This window comes from Streptomyces sp. B8-7 (assembly GCF_058833805.1).
This window is the reverse complement of record NZ_JBYRRL010000003.1, coordinates 894,773-912,764: the sequence shown is the minus strand read 5'-3', so window position 1 is coordinate 912,764 and position 17,992 is coordinate 894,773. Positions and strand designations below refer to the sequence as shown.

Annotated in this window: 14 protein-coding genes and 1 pseudogene; 9 read left to right on the top strand and 6 right to left on the bottom strand. The window is 75.3% G+C overall.

Annotation, left to right across the window (positions count from 1 at the left end):
- The first annotated feature begins 97 nt into the window (after positions 1-97).
- The 6 genes from AC5K6T_RS19080 to AC5K6T_RS19055 all read left to right on the top strand — a co-directional run bounded on the left by AC5K6T_RS19080 (position 98) and on the right by AC5K6T_RS19055 (position 5,505).
- On the top strand, positions 98-670 hold the full coding sequence (locus tag AC5K6T_RS19080) for a helix-turn-helix domain-containing protein (protein WP_493210543.1): 573 nt from the start codon (positions 98-100) through the stop codon (positions 668-670).
- Between the two features lie 172 nt (positions 671-842).
- Positions 843-1,808: an NADPH:quinone oxidoreductase family protein gene (locus tag AC5K6T_RS19075; protein WP_493210542.1), complete on the top strand. Its 966-nt coding sequence runs from the start codon at positions 843-845 to the stop codon at positions 1,806-1,808.
- Positions 1,809-1,845: 37 nt separating this feature from the next.
- A complete protein-coding gene (locus AC5K6T_RS19070; RefSeq protein WP_493210541.1) occupies positions 1,846-3,027 on the top strand; it encodes an acyl-CoA dehydrogenase family protein in 1,182 nt (393 codons plus the stop codon).
- The gene (locus AC5K6T_RS19065) at positions 3,024-4,109 is read left to right on the top strand and encodes an acyl-CoA dehydrogenase family protein (RefSeq protein ID WP_493210540.1); all 1,086 of its coding nucleotides are present in this window, start codon (positions 3,024-3,026) and stop codon (positions 4,107-4,109) included. Before AC5K6T_RS19070 ends, AC5K6T_RS19065 begins: the two co-directional genes overlap by 4 nt.
- 179 nt (positions 4,110-4,288) lie before the next feature.
- Positions 4,289-5,155, top strand: coding sequence for a phosphatidylinositol-specific phospholipase C/glycerophosphodiester phosphodiesterase family protein (locus tag AC5K6T_RS19060; RefSeq protein ID WP_493210539.1), 867 nt, complete (start codon positions 4,289-4,291; stop codon positions 5,153-5,155).
- Positions 5,156-5,310: 155 nt separating this feature from the next.
- On the top strand, positions 5,311-5,505 hold the full coding sequence (locus AC5K6T_RS19055) for a hypothetical protein (protein ID WP_493210538.1): 195 nt from the start codon (positions 5,311-5,313) through the stop codon (positions 5,503-5,505).
- Positions 5,506-5,783: 278 nt separating this feature from the next.
- Here AC5K6T_RS19055 and AC5K6T_RS19050 read toward each other — a convergent pair whose 3' ends face one another.
- The 5 genes and pseudogenes from AC5K6T_RS19050 to AC5K6T_RS19030 all read right to left on the bottom strand — a co-directional run bounded on the left by AC5K6T_RS19050 (position 5,784) and on the right by AC5K6T_RS19030 (position 12,780).
- Positions 5,784-7,019 carry a phosphodiester glycosidase family protein gene (locus tag AC5K6T_RS19050; protein WP_493210537.1) on the bottom strand — a complete coding sequence of 412 codons (1,236 nt, stop codon included), beginning with the start codon at positions 7,017-7,019 and terminating at the stop codon, positions 5,784-5,786.
- A gap of 273 nt (positions 7,020-7,292) precedes the next feature.
- Positions 7,293-8,582: an MFS transporter gene (locus AC5K6T_RS19045; protein ID WP_493210536.1), complete on the bottom strand. Its 1,290-nt coding sequence runs from the start codon at positions 8,580-8,582 to the stop codon at positions 7,293-7,295.
- Entirely contained in the window at positions 8,579-10,300 is a 1,722-nt protein-coding gene (locus AC5K6T_RS19040) for a condensation domain-containing protein (protein ID WP_493210870.1), read from the bottom strand. Before AC5K6T_RS19040 ends, AC5K6T_RS19045 begins: the two co-directional genes overlap by 4 nt.
- A 15-nt stretch (positions 10,301-10,315) precedes the next feature.
- Positions 10,316-11,620 (bottom strand): annotated as a pseudogene (locus AC5K6T_RS19035) (DUF6271 family protein); the annotation flags it as partial.
- Positions 11,602-12,780, bottom strand: coding sequence for a phytanoyl-CoA dioxygenase family protein (locus tag AC5K6T_RS19030; RefSeq protein WP_493210535.1), 1,179 nt, complete (start codon positions 12,778-12,780; stop codon positions 11,602-11,604). The gene AC5K6T_RS19030 and the pseudogene AC5K6T_RS19035, both read right to left, overlap by 19 nt.
- A gap of 424 nt (positions 12,781-13,204) precedes the next feature.
- Here AC5K6T_RS19030 and AC5K6T_RS19025 point away from each other — a divergent pair, with 424 nt between their 5' ends.
- The 3 genes from AC5K6T_RS19025 (at position 13,205) to AC5K6T_RS19015 (ending at position 15,455) form a co-directional block, all read left to right on the top strand.
- Positions 13,205-14,071, top strand: a complete 867-nt coding sequence (locus AC5K6T_RS19025) for a class-II aminoacyl-tRNA synthetase family protein (protein WP_493210534.1) — start codon at positions 13,205-13,207, stop codon at positions 14,069-14,071.
- 101 nt (positions 14,072-14,172) lie between these two features.
- On the top strand, positions 14,173-14,403 hold the full coding sequence (locus tag AC5K6T_RS19020) for an acyl carrier protein (RefSeq protein WP_493210868.1): 231 nt from the start codon (positions 14,173-14,175) through the stop codon (positions 14,401-14,403).
- A gap of 416 nt (positions 14,404-14,819) precedes the next feature.
- Positions 14,820-15,455 carry a 4'-phosphopantetheinyl transferase family protein gene (locus tag AC5K6T_RS19015; protein ID WP_493210533.1) on the top strand — a complete coding sequence of 212 codons (636 nt, stop codon included), beginning with the start codon at positions 14,820-14,822 and terminating at the stop codon, positions 15,453-15,455.
- Positions 15,456-16,153: 698 nt separating this feature from the next.
- On the opposite strand, the gene AC5K6T_RS19010 is transcribed toward AC5K6T_RS19015, so the two are convergent.
- Positions 16,154-17,743, bottom strand: coding sequence for an IS1182 family transposase (locus tag AC5K6T_RS19010; RefSeq protein ID WP_493204997.1), 1,590 nt, complete (start codon positions 17,741-17,743; stop codon positions 16,154-16,156).
- Positions 17,744-17,992 lie beyond the last annotated feature (249 nt).

The window sequence follows — 17,992 nt, the reverse complement described above, 5'->3', positions numbered from 1 at the left end:
TCTGCGTGTTCCGGGTCATCGTGACCACCTCCGGGGAGACCGTCGCGCGACCGCGGACGGATTGACAAACCGGTTTGCCGAAACTGCAATGTCCGTCATGAGCACCGAAGACGTTCTCGCGGACGTGGGCCCCCGGCTGCGCCGCCTGCGCAAGGAGCGGGAGGTCACGCTCGCCGGGCTGTCCGAGGCGACCGGGATCTCCGTGAGCACCCTGTCCCGGCTGGAGTCCGGGCAGCGCAAGCCCTCGCTGGAGCTGCTGCTGCCGATCGCGCAGGCCCACCGGGTCCCGCTGGACGAGCTGGTCGGCGCGCCGCCGGTGGACGATCCGCGGGTGCGGGCCGCACCGATCGCGCGGCACGGGCGCACCCACTGGCCGCTCACCCGCCACCCCGGCGGCCTGCAGGCCTTCAAGGTGCTCGAACCGCAGCGCGCCCAGGAACCCGACCCGCGCACCCACGAGGGCTACGAGTGGCTGTACGTGCTCTCCGGGAAGCTGCGGCTGGTCCTCGGCGAGCACGACGTGGTCCTCACGGCGGGAGAGGCGGCCGAGTTCGACACGCGGGTGCCGCACTGGTTCGGGTCGACGGGGGAGGGGCCCGTGGAGTTTCTGAGCCTGTTCGGACCGCAGGGCGAGCGGATGCACGTGAGAGCGCGTCCGAAACGGGCCTGAGAGCCGGGCGGTGCGGGCGGCGGAGCAAGCCGGACGACGGGTCGGCGGAGCCGGACGGCGGGGCGCGCGGCTCGTCGCCGGGGCCGCTGCGGGGCGGACTGTTCCCTGATCGGCAAGCGACCGCTTAGTATGCGGTTGGTCCGGTCGTACGACGCAGTCCGTGGAGGCCCCTATGCAGGCATGGCAGGTGCACGAGAACGGCGAGCCCGGCGAGGTGATGCGGCTCGACCACGTCGAGCGGCCCGCGCCCGGCGACGGCCAGGTCCTGCTGAGGGTGCGCGCCGCCAACGTCAACTTCCCCGACGCGCTCATGTGCCGCGGCCACTACCAGGTCCGCCCGCCGCTGCCGTTCACGCCGGGCGTGGAGATCTGCGGCGAGACCGAGGACGGCCGCCGCGTCATCGCCACCCCGGCCCTGCCGCACGGCGGCTTCGCCGAGTACGCCGTCGCGGACGAGGCCGCGCTGCTGTCCGCGCCCGGTTCGCTGGACGACGCCGAGGCCGCCGCCCTGCACATCGGCTACCAGACCGGGTGGTTCGCGCTGCACCGGCGGGCCCGGCTGGAGGCCGGCGAGACGCTGCTGGTGCACGCCGCCGCCGGCGGTGTCGGCAGCGCCGCAGTCCAGCTCGGCAAGGCGGCGGGCGCCACCGTCATCGGCGTCGTCGGCGGCGCCGCCAAGGCCGCCGTCGCCCGCGAACTGGGCTGCGACACGGTGATCGACCGGCGAGCCGAGGACGTCGTCGCCGCCGTGAAGGAGGCCACCGGCGGACACGGCGCCGACGTCGTCTTCGACCCCGTCGGCGGCGAGGCCTACACCCAGTCCGCCAAGACCGTCGCCTTCGAGGGCCGGATCGTGGTCGTAGGCTTCGCCGGCGGCACCATCCCCAGCCCCGCCCTCAACCACGCCCTGGTGAAGAACTACGCCATCCTCGGCCTGCACTGGGGCCTGTACAACACCAAGAACCCCCGGCTGGTCCGGCACTGCCACGAGCAGCTCACCGAACTGGCCGCGCGGGGCGCCATCAAGCCCCTGGTCAGCGAGCGCGTCCCGCTCGGTGAGGCGGCCGCCGCCGTGCAGCGCGTCGCCGACGGGACCACCACCGGCCGGATCGCCGTCCTCCCGGAGGGCGCCGCGTGAGCCGCCCCCAGTACGGCCCCACACAGCAGGAGCGGGCATGACCGACACGGCACGACTGCGTGACCTCACCCGGGAGTTCCTGGCCGCGCACCCGCCGGCCGGCACCACCCGCCGGGACTTCCTGCGCGCCCGCTTCGACGCCGGACTGGCCTGGGTGCACTTCCCCGAGGGCCTCGGCGGCCTCGGCGCCCCGCGCAGCCTCCAGGCCGTTGTCGACGCCGAACTCCAGGCGGCCGGCGCCCCCGACAACGACCCGCGGCGCATCGGCATCGGCCTCGGCATGGCCGCACCGACGATCCTCCAGTACGGCACACCCGAGCAGAAGCGGCGCTATCTGCGGCCCCTGTGGACCGGTGAGGAGGTGTGGTGCCAGCTGTTCAGCGAACCCGGCGCCGGCTCCGACCTCGCCGCCCTCGGCACCCGCGCGGTCCGCGACGGCGACGACTGGGTGGTCGACGGTCAGAAGGTGTGGACCTCCAGCGCCCACCTCGCCCGCTGGGCCATCCTCATCGCCCGCACCGACCCGGACGTGCCCAAGCACCGGGGCATCACCTACTTCGTCTGCGACATGACCGACCCCGGTGTCGAGGTCCGGCCGCTGCGCCAGATCACCGGCGAGGCCGAGTTCAACGAGGTGTTCCTCACCGGCGTACGCCTGCCGGACACCCAGCGCCTCGGCGAGGCCGGCGACGGCTGGCGGGTCGCGCAGACCACCCTCAACAACGAACGGGTCGCCATCGGCGGCATGCGCCTGCCCCGTGAGGGCGGCATGATCGGCCCCGTGTCGCGGACCTGGCGCGAGCGCCCCGAGCTGCGCACCCACGACCTGCACCAGCGACTGCTGACCCTGTGGGTCCAGGCCGAGGTGGCCCGACTGACCGGCGAACGCCTGCGCCAGCAGCTCGCGTCGGGCCAGCCCGGCCCCGAGGGCGCCGGCATGAAGCTCGGCTTCGCCCGCCTCAACCAGGAGATCAGCGGCCTGGAGGTGGAACTCCTCGGTGAGGAGGGCCTGGCCTACGACGACTGGACGCTGCGCCGCCCCGAACTCGTGGACTTCACCGGACGCGAGGCCGGCTACCGCTACCTGCGGTCCAAGGGCAACAGCATCGAGGGCGGGACCAGCGAGATCCTGCTCAACATCGTCGCCGAGCGCGTCCTGGGCCTGCCCGCGGAGCCGCGCACCGACAAGGACGTCGCCTGGAAGGACCTCGCCCGATGACCGACCTGCTGTACTCGGAGGAGGAGGACGCCCTCCGCGCGGCCGTACGGCGCCTGCTGGCCGACCACTGCGACGCGCCCGGCGTCATCGCCCGCACCGAGTCCGACGCCCCGCACGACCTCCGGGCCTTCAAGGCCCTCGCCGACGGGATGGGCCTGGCCGGGCTCCTGGTGCCGGAGCACCTCGGCGGCCAGGGTGCCACCCACCGCGAGGCCGCCGTCGTGCTGGAGGAACTGGGGCGGGCCGTCGCCCCCGTGCCCTACCTCTCCGGCGCCGTCGTCGCCACCGAGGCCCTGCTGGCCTGCGCTGCCGGAACGGACCTGCTCGCGGAGCTGGCGGCCGGCCGGCGCATCGCCGTACTCGCCGTCTCCCTGAGCACCGCCCCCGGCACCGCCCCCAGGACGGTCCGGCACGACGGCGGGCTGCTGCACGGCGAACTCACCGCCGTCGCGGACGCGGTGGCCGCCGACGTGCTGCTGGTGCCGGCCGACGACGGCACCCTGTACGCGGTCGACGCGCCGGCGGCCACCGTCACTCTGCAGGTGTCCCTCGACCTGACCCGTCCGCTCGCCACCGTCACCCTCGACGGCGCGCCCGGTGTGCCGCTGGGCGAGGCCGGACCCGCCGTGCGGCGGGCCCTGCGCGCCGGGGCCGGACTGCTCGCCTCCGAGCAACTCGGCCTCGCCGAATGGGCGTTGACCGAGACCGTGCGCCACCTCAAGGAGCGCAAGCAGTTCAACCGGCCCGTCGGCGGCTTCCAGGCGCTCAAGCACCGGCTGGCCCTGCTGTGGCTGGAGGTCGTCAACCTCCGTGCCGCCGCCCGCAACGCCGCCGCGGTCCTGGCACAGGGCGCCTCCGACGAGGAGACGGACCTCGCGGTGGCCGTGGCCCAGGCGTACGCGGCCCCGGTCGCCGTCCGGGCCGCCGAGGAGGCGCTGCAACTGCACGGCGGCATCGGCATGACCTGGGAACACCCCGTCCACCTCTACCTCAAACGGGCCAAGGCCGACTCCCTCGCCTACGGCACGGCGGGCGCCCACCGTGCCGCGCTGGCCGGCCTGGTGGACCTGCCCGCCCCCTGACGCGCACGGCGCCCCCTCGGAAGCCCGCCCGTCCGGGGGCGGGCTTCTCCCGTCCCGCCGCGGCCCCGGTGAACGGCTGACGGCGGTCCGGCCAACTCCCGTGCGCCCGCCCCTGCTTGAGGTGTCCCTGCCGCATACTCGCCGGGGAGCCACACCGGCATCTTCACGGGAGGCAGCGCATGGCCCTCACCACCCGCCGCAGAGTCCTCACCGCCTTCGGCGCCGCCGTCGCGGGCACGGTGGCCCTGCCCGGCGCCACCGCCTTCGCGAGCGAGGGCGGCACCCGCCGCCGCGCCCCGCTCCGGCAGGCCCACGCGCACAACGACTACGAGCACCCCCGCCCCCTTCTCGACGCCCTCGACCACCGCTTCGGCAGCGTCGAGGCCGACATCCACCTCGTCGACGGCCGACTGCTCGTCGCCCACGGGCCCGAGGACCTGGACCCCGCCCGCACCCTGGAGTCCCTCTACCTCGACCCGCTCGCCGCCCGCGTCCGTACCCACCACGGCTCGGTGTACCGCGGCCACCGGCGGCCCTTCCAGCTGCTCGTCGACATCAAGACCGAAGGCGCCTCCACCTACCTGGAGCTCGACCGCCGTCTGCGCCGCCACCGGCACCTGTTCACCACCTACGCCCACGGCAGGGTGCTGCCCGGCCCGGTCACCGCCGTCGTCTCCGGCGACCGCGCGGCCCGGACCCCCATGGAGGCCCAGCGGGTGCGCCACGCCTTCTACGACGGGCGCCTGACCGACCTCGGCGGCCCCGCCCCCGCCTCGTTCGTGCCCCTCGTCAGCGACAACTCGACCAGGATCTTCACCTGGCAGGGCGTCGGGCCGTTCCCCGCCGCCGAGCGGCAGACGCTGCACGCCCTCACCGCGGCGGCCCACCGTCGCGGCCGGACCCTCCGCTTCTGGGCCACCCCGGACACCCCCGGACCGGCCCGCGACGCCCTGTGGGCCGAGCTCCTCGCGGCCGGCGTCGACCTCCTCAACACCGACGACCTCGCGGGCCTGGAGGCGTTCCTGGACGCCCGCCGCACCGGCTGAGCCGCACCGGCAGCGGCAGCGGCACCGGCACCCGCACGCCCGCACATCACACGTTCGGAGGACAGGTCAGCGGCCCGGACGACCCCTCCGCTGCGCCACACTTGCGGCCGGACGCCGTGAACCGGACGCGACCGGCGTGGCGGAGGAGGTTGACGATGGCCGTTTCCATCTCTGTGGTCCTGCTGCTGTTGATCCTTGCGGTGATCTTCCTGCGCAGTGGAGGGCTCAAGGTCTCCCATGCCCTGGTGTGCGCGCTGTTCGGTTTCTGCCTCGCGGGCACCAGCATCGCCCCCACCGTGTACAGCGGCCTCACGGCCACGGCTGACATCGTGAGCGGCCTGCGGCCCTGAGCACGGGGCCGGCCGGGTGCGGCAGGCGGCGCGGGCGGCAGGCGGCGCGGGCGGCGGGCCGGGCCGTGGCCGGGACGGTGTGCCGTGCGGAGTGCGCCGGCGAACCTTCCGGCCGCGGCGCCGGCGCGACGTGCGTGCCGCGGCGCGGGCGCCGTGGTCCGAGCCGGCCCGGCAGGCTGTCAGGGCAGTGGAGGCAGTGGAGGCAGTGGAGGCAGTGCGGGCAGTGCGGGTCGTTCGGGTCATGAGAGCCGTTCGGGTCATGCGGGCCGTGCGGGTGCTCACCCGGCGCTGAACACGCCGATGCCGTTGGGCACGGCGCGCTCCGCACCGGCGCTCGGGTGGTTCAGGACGGTGACGCCCGGCCCGTCCCCGGTGCGTGCGACGAGGGTCGACGAGCCGCCGCCGTCCAGGCTGAAGGCGTCCAGGGCCCCCAGGTCCCGCATGGTGGCGGCCAGTTCGGCCATCGTCAGGCCGGTGCGGTACCGTGCCGAGCCGTCCAGGCCCAGGAGCAGCACGCGGCGCCCGCCGTCCGTGATCCCCACCGCCGTACGCACCGCGGAGGTGCGGTCCTCCAGCCCCGTCACCGGCCGCCCGCCCCGCAGAACCGGGCAGCCCCCGACGGCGAACTGCAGCGGCACCGCGGAGACCGACGCCCGCAGCCGATGGCTGATCTCCACGGGCTCGCCGAGGCGGAACGCCCGCAGTTGCCGTGCGCCCGCCTCCCGGCCGACGAGTACGGTCGTGCCGGCCGGGATGGGTCCGCCGCCCGGGGAGCCGGACGCCGCGACGACCCGGCCGTCGCGCACCGTCACCTCGTGGGTGTCGTCGCTGCACGGTGCCGCCCGGTCGGTGTCGGTGCCGCAGGTGGCGCGCAGCCGGGACACCGGCCCCCAGTCGGCGGTGAACGCCCCGACGGAGCCGACCGGGAGGGCGTACTGGTTCAGCCCGCCCAGCGGCAGCCGGACCTCGGGGCTCTCCACGGAGCCCTCCAGGGTGAGCCGGTCGAGCCGGGCCCGGTGGTCCAGGCCCACGCCGACCACGTCCTCGGTGCCCGTCCCCGGCGGCAGCTCCGGGCCGAAGCGCTGCCCCTTCGGGACCGCCGCCTTCAGTGCCCGGCCCTCCGCGACCGCCGGTCCCACGCTCGCCCCGGTGGCCGGGACCCCGGGGTGCTGCGTCTCGGTGATGTGGAAGAAGTCCCCGTTGACGCCCGCCACCGCGCCACGGGCCCGCGCCAGGGCGGAGACCGTCCCGCGCGCCGCGACCACCCCGGGGTGCAGCAGGTCCAGGTGCACCCGGGGGTCGGCGAGGTCCACGCTCAGCACGTGGGCGCGGGCCGGACCCCGGGCCGCCCGGAGGTCGTACCGCTGGTAGGTGACGCCCGGCGCGACGGACACCACCGGCTCGGCCGCGGCGGCCGGCGCGGCCCCGGCGAGGGCCGTACCGGCCCACGTCACAAGTGCCGTGAGGAGGGCCAGTGCCGTTCTGCCCGCCCCGGACCGGCGGTGTGGAGCCATGGACGCCTGCCTCCAACCTCGCTGAGTGCTCGTCAGATGCGCTCTGGCGCAGGGCGATTGGACCACGGCGTCGGCGGCTGCGGACGGCCACGCGCCGAGCGGGCGGGAGCGGGCCGGGAAACGTGCCCCGTCCGGCGTCCGCCGCCGGCCTCCCGCGCGGCGGACGCCGGACGGGCGCGGGGGCTCCGGGGGACCGGCCCCGCCCGGCGACGCGGGCGCGGGCCGTGGCCGCCGAGGCCGGCCCACCGCGCGGCAGGGGCCGGTGCCGCCGCCTCAGGCGGCTTCCTCCGCTGCCGCCCGCGGCCGGGGTCCGGCCGCGCGGCCGAGGCCGCGGATCGCGGGCACGCAGAGCATCCCGGCGAGGCAGACCACGGACACGGCCGAGGAGAACAGCAGCACCCGGTCGGCTCCGAAGGCCGCCGCGGCCGGCCCGGCCAGGGCGCGGCCCACGGGGATGACCATGATGGAGCCGGCCACGTCGTAGGCGGAGACCCGGCTCAGCACGGCCAGCGGGATGTGCGACTGGATGCTCGTCGCCCACATCACGCCCCAGAACGCGAATCCGCACCCGGCCAGCACACCGGTGACCGCGGTGACGGTGAAGGACCAGCCCAGCGCGGGCGCCAGGGGGTTCAGCGCGAAGAGGAACATGGCGCAGGCGCCCGCGACGAGCGGCCGGCGCGGCCGCACCCGCATGCCGAGCAGACCGCCGAGGATCGTGCCGGCCCCGTCGGCGGAGGCGATCCAGCCGTAGCCGGTGGCCCCGTGCTGCTCGGTCAGCAGCGCCGCGCCCAGCGGCAGCGCGGGGCCGAACACGAAGAGCCCGTACACCGCCCACAGCGAGATCACCCCCCACAGCCAGGACCGGGCCCGGAACTCCTGCCAGCCGGTGGCGAGGCGGTTCCACAGCGGGGCGTCGCTCTCGTCGCGGACGGTGGCGAGCCGGCGCAGCGGCGCCAGACCCAGCGCGCTCAGGGCGTAGGCGGCCGCGATGACCACGTACGAACCGGCCACCTGCCAGTACGCGACCAGGAAGCCGGCCAGGCCGGGGCCGATCAGCGCGCTCATCGCCTCCGAGACCCGCAGCAGGGCGTTCGCCCGCTGGATGTCCTCGGTGAGCTGCGGGACCATGCCGGCCAGGCCGGGCTGGAACATCGCGGTCGCCGCGCCGCTGACCGCCATCAGCGCCATGATCTGCCACAGGGGCACGGGGGAACCGGGGGCGTACAGGAGCACGGCCATGGCGAGCATGGCCAGCATCCGCACCAGGTCGGCGCCGACCATCATCACCTGGGGCGTGAAACGGTCCGCGAGCACCCCGCCGAGCAGCACGAGCAGCACGATCGGTGCCATCCAGGCGGCCAGCGCGTAGCCGACGCCGCCCGCCCCGTGGCCCGCGCCGAGCACCGCGGCGGTGAGCGAGACCATCAGCATGCCGTCGGCGAGGAGCGAGGTGCTGCGGGCGGTGAAGAAGAGCCGGAAGCGCGAGGAGCGCCACGGGCTGGGGAGGGGGGCCGGGGCGTCCTGAGGTGCGGTCGCCCGTCCCGTCGCATCGTGCGTCATGTCGTGTCGGCCGCTTCCCGGCCGGTTCCCTCCCTCAGGATGCGCTGCTGGAGCCAGGCGTCGGTGCGGTCCGCCGCTTCCGGCGGGTCCGCGACGACGACATACCGCCGGGGCGCCAGCACGCCCGGGCGGCCGGGCAGGACGGCCATGAGCGCGGCGTGCACGCCGGCCGGGGTGAGCGGTGCCGCACCGGAGGCGACGTACGCCGTCAGATGCCCGTCGGCGCCGGTGGCGACATGGACCGCGTGACCGTCCCGGAGGGCGCCGGGGCCCGCGCCCGGGGCCCCGCCCAGTGCCTCGCCCAGCGCGGCCGCGACGGCGGGCGGCGAGACCCAGCAGCCGTCCACCCGGACCCAGTCGGCGCCGCGTTCGACGGGGCGGACCCCCGACACCCCGGTGAGCGCGTCGAGCGGCACGTCCCCCTCGGCGGCCGCCTCCAGGAGCCGGACGAGCCCGGTGGCGAGACCTTCCGCCCGGTCCCTGCCGAACAGCGCCGGGTCGGTCCAGGTGGCCAGCCGCAGCACCGGGTCCGTCTGGTACACGAAGGTCAGGACGCGGGTGGGCAGCGCCTGAGCCGGTCCCCAGGTCAGTTCGAGGTCGGGGGCGGTGGTGTCCGGGGGAGCGGCGCCGGCCGGCGCCGCGGGCAGCGCGCTGATGTCGTTGAAGACCACGTCGCGGGCGAAGTGGCTGCCGCGGGCGAAGGTGACCCGGCCGATCATGTCCCACAGGCGCAGCGCGTCGAACCGGCTGTGCCGGTAGGCGTTGAGGGCCGCTCCCCAGGCCTTGCGCAGCAGCGCGTCGAAGGACGCCACATCCGTGTCCAGGCAGATCAGCGCGTCCTGGGAGGCCGTGGTGACGGAGCGCGCCAGGCGCGGCAGGAACCGGTTGGAGGTCGGTACGGCCGCCACGCAGGCCCGCTGCCCGGCCCGGTGGGCGACCAGCGCGCACCAGGCCGTCAGCAGCACGGTGGACGGCAGCGCCCCGGTGCGCTCGGCGGTGCGGGCCAGGGCGCGGGCACCGCGCACCGACCGCAGGGTGAGGCCGGGGGCCTCGGTCTCGGTGCCGTGGGCGTCCGGCTCCGCGAACATGGCCTGCGGTCCGGTGCGCAGGATGCGTTCCCAGTGCCGCAGCGACGCCTCGGACCTGCGGAGCCCGGCGGGGGACGCCTCCTCGGCCGCGAGGCCGAGCGGGGTGAGGGCGGTGACGTCCGGCAGCTCCCTGCCGGCGAGCAGGCCGAGCCACTCCTCCCGCAGCACGGCCAGGGCACCGCCGTCGGTGGCGGCGTGGCTGGCGGCCAGGGCGAGATGGTGCGGGGTGCCGCGCCGGGCGACGACGGTGACGCGGAGCGGGAAGTCCCGGTCCAGGCGGAAGGCCTGCGCGCGGGAGGCGCGGGCCACCTCCTCGGCGTAGCGGGCGTGGTGGCGGGGGAGTTCCTCGTGGTCGAGGACGGTGACCGGCACGGCGACCTCGGCCGCGACGGCCTGTTCCCGCGGGGCGGCGCCGACCGGGTGCGGGAAGGTGGTGCGCAGCGCCTCGTGCCGTACGGCCAGGGCGCGCAGCCCGTCCAGGGCGTCCTCGGTGGCGGTGCCGGCCGGGACCAGCCACACGTCGTGGATGTTGATCTGGTCGGGCTCGTCCCGCAGGATGCACCGGATCATGTTGGCCTGCCCCATGGTGACCGGGCCCCGGCGCTCCCCGCCGTCCGCGCGGGCACGCAGGACGGTCGTGGTGCGGCTGACCCGGACGGGGGTGCGTCGCGCGTGCTCGGTGAGCGCGGCCCAGGCGTCGATGAGGTCGGCGAAGTCCCCCATGTCGGTGCGTGCTTCGGTGAGCAGCCGGTGGCGGTGCGCGGCGAACCGGTCCGCGGCCTCGGCGTACCGGCCGCCGAGCGTGCGGTAGGCGCGGTCGAGGACGGCGAGCCGTCCGGCGTCGGCGGCCGTGTCGCGCCCCGTGCTCTCCCGGACGAGTGCGGAGACGGCGCCGGCGCGGATCCGGCCGTCGGCGTCCAGGAGTTCCGCGCCGGCCTCCGCGGTACGGGCGTACACGGCGTGCAGGTAGGGGCTCGCCAGCAGGAACTTGGCGAAACGCCACTGGTAGTCGAGAAAGCCCGCATCCGAACGGCGTTCCCCGGTGTGGTAGTTGACGATGTGCCGGTTGTGCAGCACACCGGGCAGGCGCGCGTCGTGCACGAGGTGCACGAGGAAGTAGTCGCTGCCGATGGTGTCGGTGGCGGGTGGCAGCGGCACCCGTGCGTACACCGCCCGGTCGAGGCTGATGTTGCACATGTCGACGCGGGTGGCGGCGACGTGGGTGAGGGTGCTGTGGTCGGTGCCGGGCGGCGTGCTCCCGGCGCCGCGGAAGGCCTCCTCGACGAGCTTGCGGCGCCAGATCTCCGGTATGCCGTCCGGCAGGGACAGGCCGACGACCTCGTGGTAGACGGCGGGGTCGAGCCGGTGGATCTCCTCGACGTCCACCGACATCGCCCCGGTGAAGGAGCCGCCGACCAGGGCGACGCGCCGGTCGGCGCACGCCGGGTCCAGCCTGCTGCGGGTCACCAGCCCGGCCGCCTCCGCGGCCGGGCGGCCGAGGGCGGCGAGCTCGTGGTGGAGGGGGAAGACCGGCTCGCCGTCGAGGTACGGGTAGCGGCTGTCGGAGTCCCGGCGGTGCACGGACGAGCAGCCGAGGGCCTCGGCGAGGAGGAAGGCCCGGTTGGTGCAGGCGCCGTAGGAGACGGCGTCCGGCAGCATCAGGTCCAGCACCCGCTCCGGCCGGGGCAGCGCGGAACGCGCGATCACCTCGCGCAGGAAGTCCCGCTGCTCGTCCTCGTCGAGGTGGTGGACGATCACGCCGGGCGCCGCGGGCAGGGCCGCGACGGCCGCACGGTGCGCGGCGAGGGCGGCCGGGCCGGAGGAGTCGAGGATGAGCAGCCGCACCTCCACCCCGAACCGCCGGGCGCCGTAGGCGGCTTCCTCCGCGACGGCGGCGATGGTCCGCGGACAGGCGCGGTGGGTGGGGAGGGTCAGACAGACACGGCGCACGCCGGCTCCCCGCTCTGCCGCTCGTCCCGCCGGCCCTGCTGCCCGTGCCGCCCGTGCTGGTCCGCCGGGTCCGCCGGGTCCGCCCGGCCCGTCCGGTCCGCGCCGTCCTGCCCGTCCGGGGCGTCCCGCCAGGAGGTCAGGCCGAGCAGGCGGCTGCCGAGACCGGTCAGCTCGGCCGTGGCGTAGCGCTTGGACTCGTGCAGTACGGGGTCGCCGACCAGGGTGCGATTCCAGCGCGGCGTACGCAGACGGCGCCAGGACTCGACCCGGGAGCGCCTCAGCCGCTCGTGCTCCTCCAGGGCCGGCATCATCGACAGGTACTGCACCGCCCGGACCCCGTTCCGCGAGAGGTTGCGGGCCACGCCGTGGGCGAGGAGGCCGTTCCAGATCAGCAGGTCGCCGGGGTGCAGTCCGGGCCGGACGACGGGGAACTCCCGCCGGTCCAGATCGGGCCGGAGCGGGTCGCGGCCGGCGCTCTGGCCGGTCTTCCACGCGTCGAAGTGCCGGAACAGCTCCGGGCAGCACTGGAAGCCGCCGGTCTCCGGGGTGGTGTCGTTGAGCGCGATGATGCCCTGCACCCGCTGCGGCGGCACCGCGAGGACGGTGTCGATGTCCCAGTGCAGCTCGATGTCGAAGCCCCGCTCGGTGGGCTCGATGAGCGCCCGGTCGCGGTTGCCCCGGTTGGGCGGGTTGAGGTTGAGCCGGTCCAGGGTGACCCACAGCTCCTCGCAGTCCCACACGTCCACGAAGGCGTCGTACACGCGCCGGCTCTGCCGGCTGTCCCACAGCAGCTGGTGGTGGTACGCCTCCACGAAGCCGTAGATGTGCAGCTGCCGGTCCAGCTGGTTGCGGAACGGCCGGTCCTCGTACCAGCTGTCCGGGCGGTCCGGGTCCAGGCCCTGGAACTCCCAGGTGAAGTCCAGCAGCCTGCGCGCGGCGTCCGCCGGGATCGCCTCGGGTACGACGACGTAGCCGTAGGTCTGCCAGTGCGCGAAGTCCTCCTCGGACAGCACCCGCAGCGGCAGGGACTTCGACAGCTCCCGCAGGGCCGTCCGGGCCAGGTAGGACTCGCCGTCGGTGCTGAAGTAGGGGCGGTCGGAGGCGGCACGGTGCAGATACGGGTGCGGGCGTGGACGGGTGCCGGGTGCGGGTGTCGTCATGGGGTCCCTCCAGGCGGGTTCGCGGACGGGTGACGGGTGACGCGCGCTGATGCGGAGGGGCGGTGGCGACGCCCCGGAGTAGCAGAATTGGTGTAGACCAACCGTGATGTCAAGTGACCCGGCGGTATGCGGTGCGTATGTGCGCACACCGGTCAAGTTCCGCCCGAAGGGCGGGCGTTCGCGCCCGGAAGATTTATCGGATTGGTCTAGACATCGAGTGGACGGCTGACCTAACGTCCCCCCTGTGCGGCCCCGGACCCCGACCCGGAGCGAGCCGGCTTCCGCACGGCGCCGCGGTCGACGGCGACCACCCGCGGCGCCGTGTGCGCCACCACGACACAGCGGCGGACCACCCCGCGGGCCGGGCCCGACCCCCCGGCCGGCGCGCCCGGCGGGTCCGTCGCGCCGAGAGGGGACGGTTCCCTTGAGCACGCCCAGCACCACCGCCCTGCCCGACGGCCTCCTGCGCAGCCCCGGACCGGGCCTGATCGCCCTCGACCCCGTCCGCACGGCCCTGCTGCGCGGGCTCGACGACCTGCTCACCTCACTCGCCGCCCGGCTCGCCGCCCCCGAGGTGGTGGGCCCGCCGATGCTGTCCGCGGCCGGACTCGCCCGGCTCGACTACTTCCGCAACTTCCCCCACCTCGGCGTCTCGGCCGCCCGCTTCCCCGCCCGGACCCACGACGACGTCGCCGCCGACACCGCACCGGCCGACCTGCCGCTGGAGCCGACCGGGCATCTGCTGCCCTCCGCCACCTGCTACGGACTGCTGCTCTGCCTGGAGGGCCGGGACGTGGGCGAGGGCGGGCTCCGGCTGTCCGCGACAGGCCGCTGCTTCCGCAACGAGACCCACTACGACGGACTGCGCCGCCTCTGGGGCTTCCACATGCGTGAGGTCCTGTACCTCGGCACCAAGGACGGATCCCTCGAACACCTCGCGCGCGGCTCGGAGTTCATCCAGGAGACCGCCGGGCGACTCGGGCTCGCCCTCACCCGCGCCGCGGCCGACGACCCCTTCTACGACAAGGGCGGCTCCCGGGCCCGGCTGATGGCTCTCGACCCCGTCAAGCACGAGTTCAGCGCGCCCGACGGCACCGCCATCGCCTCCGTCAACCGGCACCGCAACTTCTTCGGCGAACGGCTCGGCATCCGCGCCGGCTCCCACGGCCCCGCCTACAGCGCCTGTGTCGCGTTCGGCCTGGAACGCTGGGTGCACGCGATGATCCTCGCCCACGGCAGCCCGGAACAGGCCCTGGACCGCCTGCGTGCCGCCACCGGCACCCCCGCCTGAACCGCGCCCCCGGTCAACCGGCCCCCGGCTCTCCCCGGGCCCGCCGCTCCTCCGATCCCCACCACACACCCACACGCAAGGAGTGGAGCCTCCCCATGGCCATGGAACGTGTCGCCGCCTGGATCCACGAGAAGAATCCCGGCCTCGACGGACCGATCGCCTCCGACGAGGACCTCATCGAGGCCCGTCTCATCGACTCCATGGACTTCCTGGAGTTCGTCGACCTGCTGGAGGAGATCTCCGGCAGCTCCATCGACCTGGAGGACGTCACCATCGACGACTTCCGCACCCTCACCCGCGTCCGGGAACGCTTCCTGGGCACCGCGGCGTGAGCCCGGCCGCCGGCGTCGTGGCCGACCGGACGGTGCCCGGCCCGGCCGGGACCGACGGGGCAGCGTCCGGCCGGACGCCCCCCGCGAGGGGAACGCCGGCCGGCCGGACCCTCGCCGGAGGGACGCCGGGCCGGGAACCCGTGGCCGGCGGTACGGTGGCCGCACCCCGGGCTGCCGAGGGCCGCGCGGCGGCCGGAGGGCCGACGCCCGGCGGGGCGAGGTCCGGTGCAACGACCACGGGCCGGCCGGAGGCCGCCGGGCGGGCCGGGACCGCGAGGGCGCGTGCCGGGGCGGAGGAGGCCGGGGGACGGCGCGCCCGAGCGTTCGGCACCGGCGGGCCGGGCACCCCGGCGGCGGCAGCCACCGGGGCGGAGGGCGCCCGGGCTGCGGCAGCCACCGGGGCGATCGGTGCCCCGGTGGCCGGAGCCGGCGGACCGGAGGGCGACCAGGTGGTGTTCGCGGCGGTCGCCGCCACTGCCGAGGTTCTGGCCCGCCCGGACCTCGCGACGGACCTGCTGGCCCCCTGGGAACTGCACCGCCTGACGCGGATCCGGGTGCCGCGGCGCCGCGACGACGTGCTCGCGGCGCGTCTGCTGCTGAGGCTGTGCGTCGCCCGCCTCACCGGGCAGCCGCCGGGCGCGACGGAACTCGCCCAGCACTGCGCCGGATGCGGCCGCTCCGGCCACGGCCGCCCCGGTCTGCCCGGCCTCCCGGCCGTCGGCGTCAGCCTCAGCCACGCCGACGGCCTCGTCGCGGCGGCCGCCGGGCCCGGCGCGGTCGGCATCGACGTCGAACCCCGCACCCGCCGCCCCGGCCCCCTGCCGGTGCTGCGCCGCCTGTTCCCCGACACCGACCCGTACGACGGCGCGGCCCTGCTGCGGGCCTGGGTACGCCGGGAGGCCCTGTTCAAGGCCGGGTGGAACGACGCCGAGGACCACGACGGCCCGCGCGGCGCCCTGCACCTGCTGGAGTGGACCGACCTCGACCGCGGGGCCGTGGCCGCCCTGGCGGGCACCGGCCCGGCCATCGCCCGGGCGGTGTCGCCGCTGTGACGTACCGCCAGGTGCACCGCCCCGGGAGACCGCGGACGGGTGAGCCGGGCCCCGGCCGGGGGACCCGGAACGGGTGAGGGCCTTCCGGTCCGGCGGACCGCGGCGCGTCCGCACCGACAGAAAAGCCCACGTGCCCCAGGGCAACGCGCCCCCGGCCGGGACCGGACGGCCGGACCGGCCCCGGTGGCGACGCCGCCCCCGGGCACATGCCCGGCGCTGGCGCCGCGGGCGCGCACGGTGGCGGGGCGGTCGCTCCAGGACCGTCCCGTTCCTGCCCCGTTCCTGCCCCACCCCTGCTGTACTCCCCACCGTCAGGCCGTCGAACCGGGGAAACGCAGGAGTGCGCCGGTCGCAGGGCGCCCTGGTGCCGCGGCAGGCGCCGTTCGCCCTGTCGCGGCACCAGGCACGCACTCCCGCCGCGCCGCCCGACAGCCCGGGTACGTCCGTACGAGGGCTTCCGGCCAGCCCGCCGAGAGCACGCACCGGGCGCCGCTCCCCGACGGGCGACCGTCGCCTGCCGCGGCCTAGGTAGCTGGTGTTAAGCGGGGCTTCCTGGGCGTGCGGTGTCGTCACTGGGGCGTCAGGGGCGTGTCGCCGGGGCGGTGCTCCGGGCGGCCCGTGGCCTGGTCTTGAGGCTGTTGAGGGTTTGGTGCGTCCGGGTGCGGTCGTTCGTGTGTGCCCTGGGCCTTGCTGGCCGGTCAGCCGGTGGCGATGGCCCAGTTTCCAGCGGCTGTGGACATGATTCCGAGCACGCCGAGCCGCGCGATGTTGGCGGCGGCGGCCAGCAGGGAGAAGTCGGCGGCGACCTTGGCCCGCCCCCGCACCCGGGCCCGGCGTCCGCCGTGTCGCCGCCGCATGAGGTGGGCGATCTTGCGTTCGACCTTGGGCCGGGTGGCCCGGTAGGTAGCCAGCCAGGCCGGGTCGGCGCTGCGTGCCCGGCCGCGTGCCAGGTGTTCCTCGTGCGGGCCGATGGTGATGACGCGTCCGTCCCTGGCGGTCGTGCACTGGGCCGCGAGCGGGCAGGCGGCGCAGGCGGCCTTGAAGCAGGCCGCCCCACGGCCGTCGGACTTCGGGCGGATGGGGACGGTCACCTGGTTCGGGCAGGTGACCTGCCCCGCCCCCAGGTCGACGGTGAAGGCGTCCTTGGAGAACCGTCCGCCGGGCGCGTTGGCGGCCTGCACTTTGACCATCACCTCGACGCCGGCCCCGTCCAGCTCGGCCAGCAGCGGTCCGGTCCCGTAGGCGGCGTCGCCGTAGACCTCGGCCCGCTCACCCGCGGCCCCTTCGTTCGGGGCGGGCGCGTTCAGGACGTCGGCCAGCAGCTCGGCGGCGGGCTCGGCGTCGCCGGCGTTGCCCGCAGTGACTGCGGTTGCGGTGATGACCTCGCTGTCGGGGTCTTCGGCCACGTGCCCCTTGTAGCCGTCGAAGGACCGGTTGACGGTTTTGTGCCCGTGCCGGGCCTCGGGATCGACCGTGGAGATGACCCGGTCCGTGGCCACCTTCCGGGCAATCCGGAACACTCCGTCACCGTCCTGGTCCAGGTCCTGGCCGAGCACGGTGGCCAGCAGGCGCGCGGCCTGGTCCGCCTCCGGCTCCAGCACCCGGCCCTCCAGCACGGCCAAGAGCGCGTACCCGTCCCGGGCCCGCGAATCGATCAGCGCCTCCCGCTCACCGGCGTCCGTCCAGTCGATGACCGGCTTGGCCGTGTCGGTGTAGGCATCGCCGCTGGTCAGTTGCGCCCGCAGCTCGGCCCGCAGCCCGTGATCGGCCGCCCGCAGCAGGCCGCGGACGGCCGAGCGGATCAGCGTGATGGTGTCCTGCGTGGCCACGGCGTCATAGACCGGAGCCGAGTCCAGCACCCGCCGACGACCCACCAGCCCGGCCTGGGCGGCCACGTCCACCGTCCGCTCGAAGATCCGGTCCGGGCGGGCGGACGCGGCCAGCCGCGCGCGCATGTCCACCAAGACGGTGTGCACGAACCCGGGATGATCGAAGTCCAGCCCGCCGGCGGCGTACTTCCAGCGGACATCGAATGCGAACCGCTCGACCGCTTCACGGTCGGACAAGCCTTCCAGGCGCTGCAGGACCATCACGACCGCCACGATCACCGGCGGCACCGACCTGCGGCCGTCCTCGGCGAACAGATCGGCGAACATCTCATCGGGGAACAACGCCCGGCACTCGCGGTGCAGCACCGCGTAGATCGAGTTCGGCGCCAGCCGACCCTCGCAGAAACCCGCCGTGGAGGAGAGCAACCCCGGCTGCATCGGGGTCCGGCCCACTGCCATCGCTCAACCTCTCCCCACACCCAGCGACCAACACCAAGCAGCCTGGCACACGTTGAAGAACCGACGCGAGCTCACACGATTAACACCAGTCACCTAGGGCGTGTTTCGAAAGTAGCGTCGTCTGCCCGAAGGGCAGGCCTGGCGGCGTCTGGTGTGTGCGATCGCAAGGCGGAGGGTCGCCCCGATACTGGATGTATCGGGGCGAGCCCGACAACGCGGCGAGCGTGCGTGCCAGACGCCGCCAGGCAG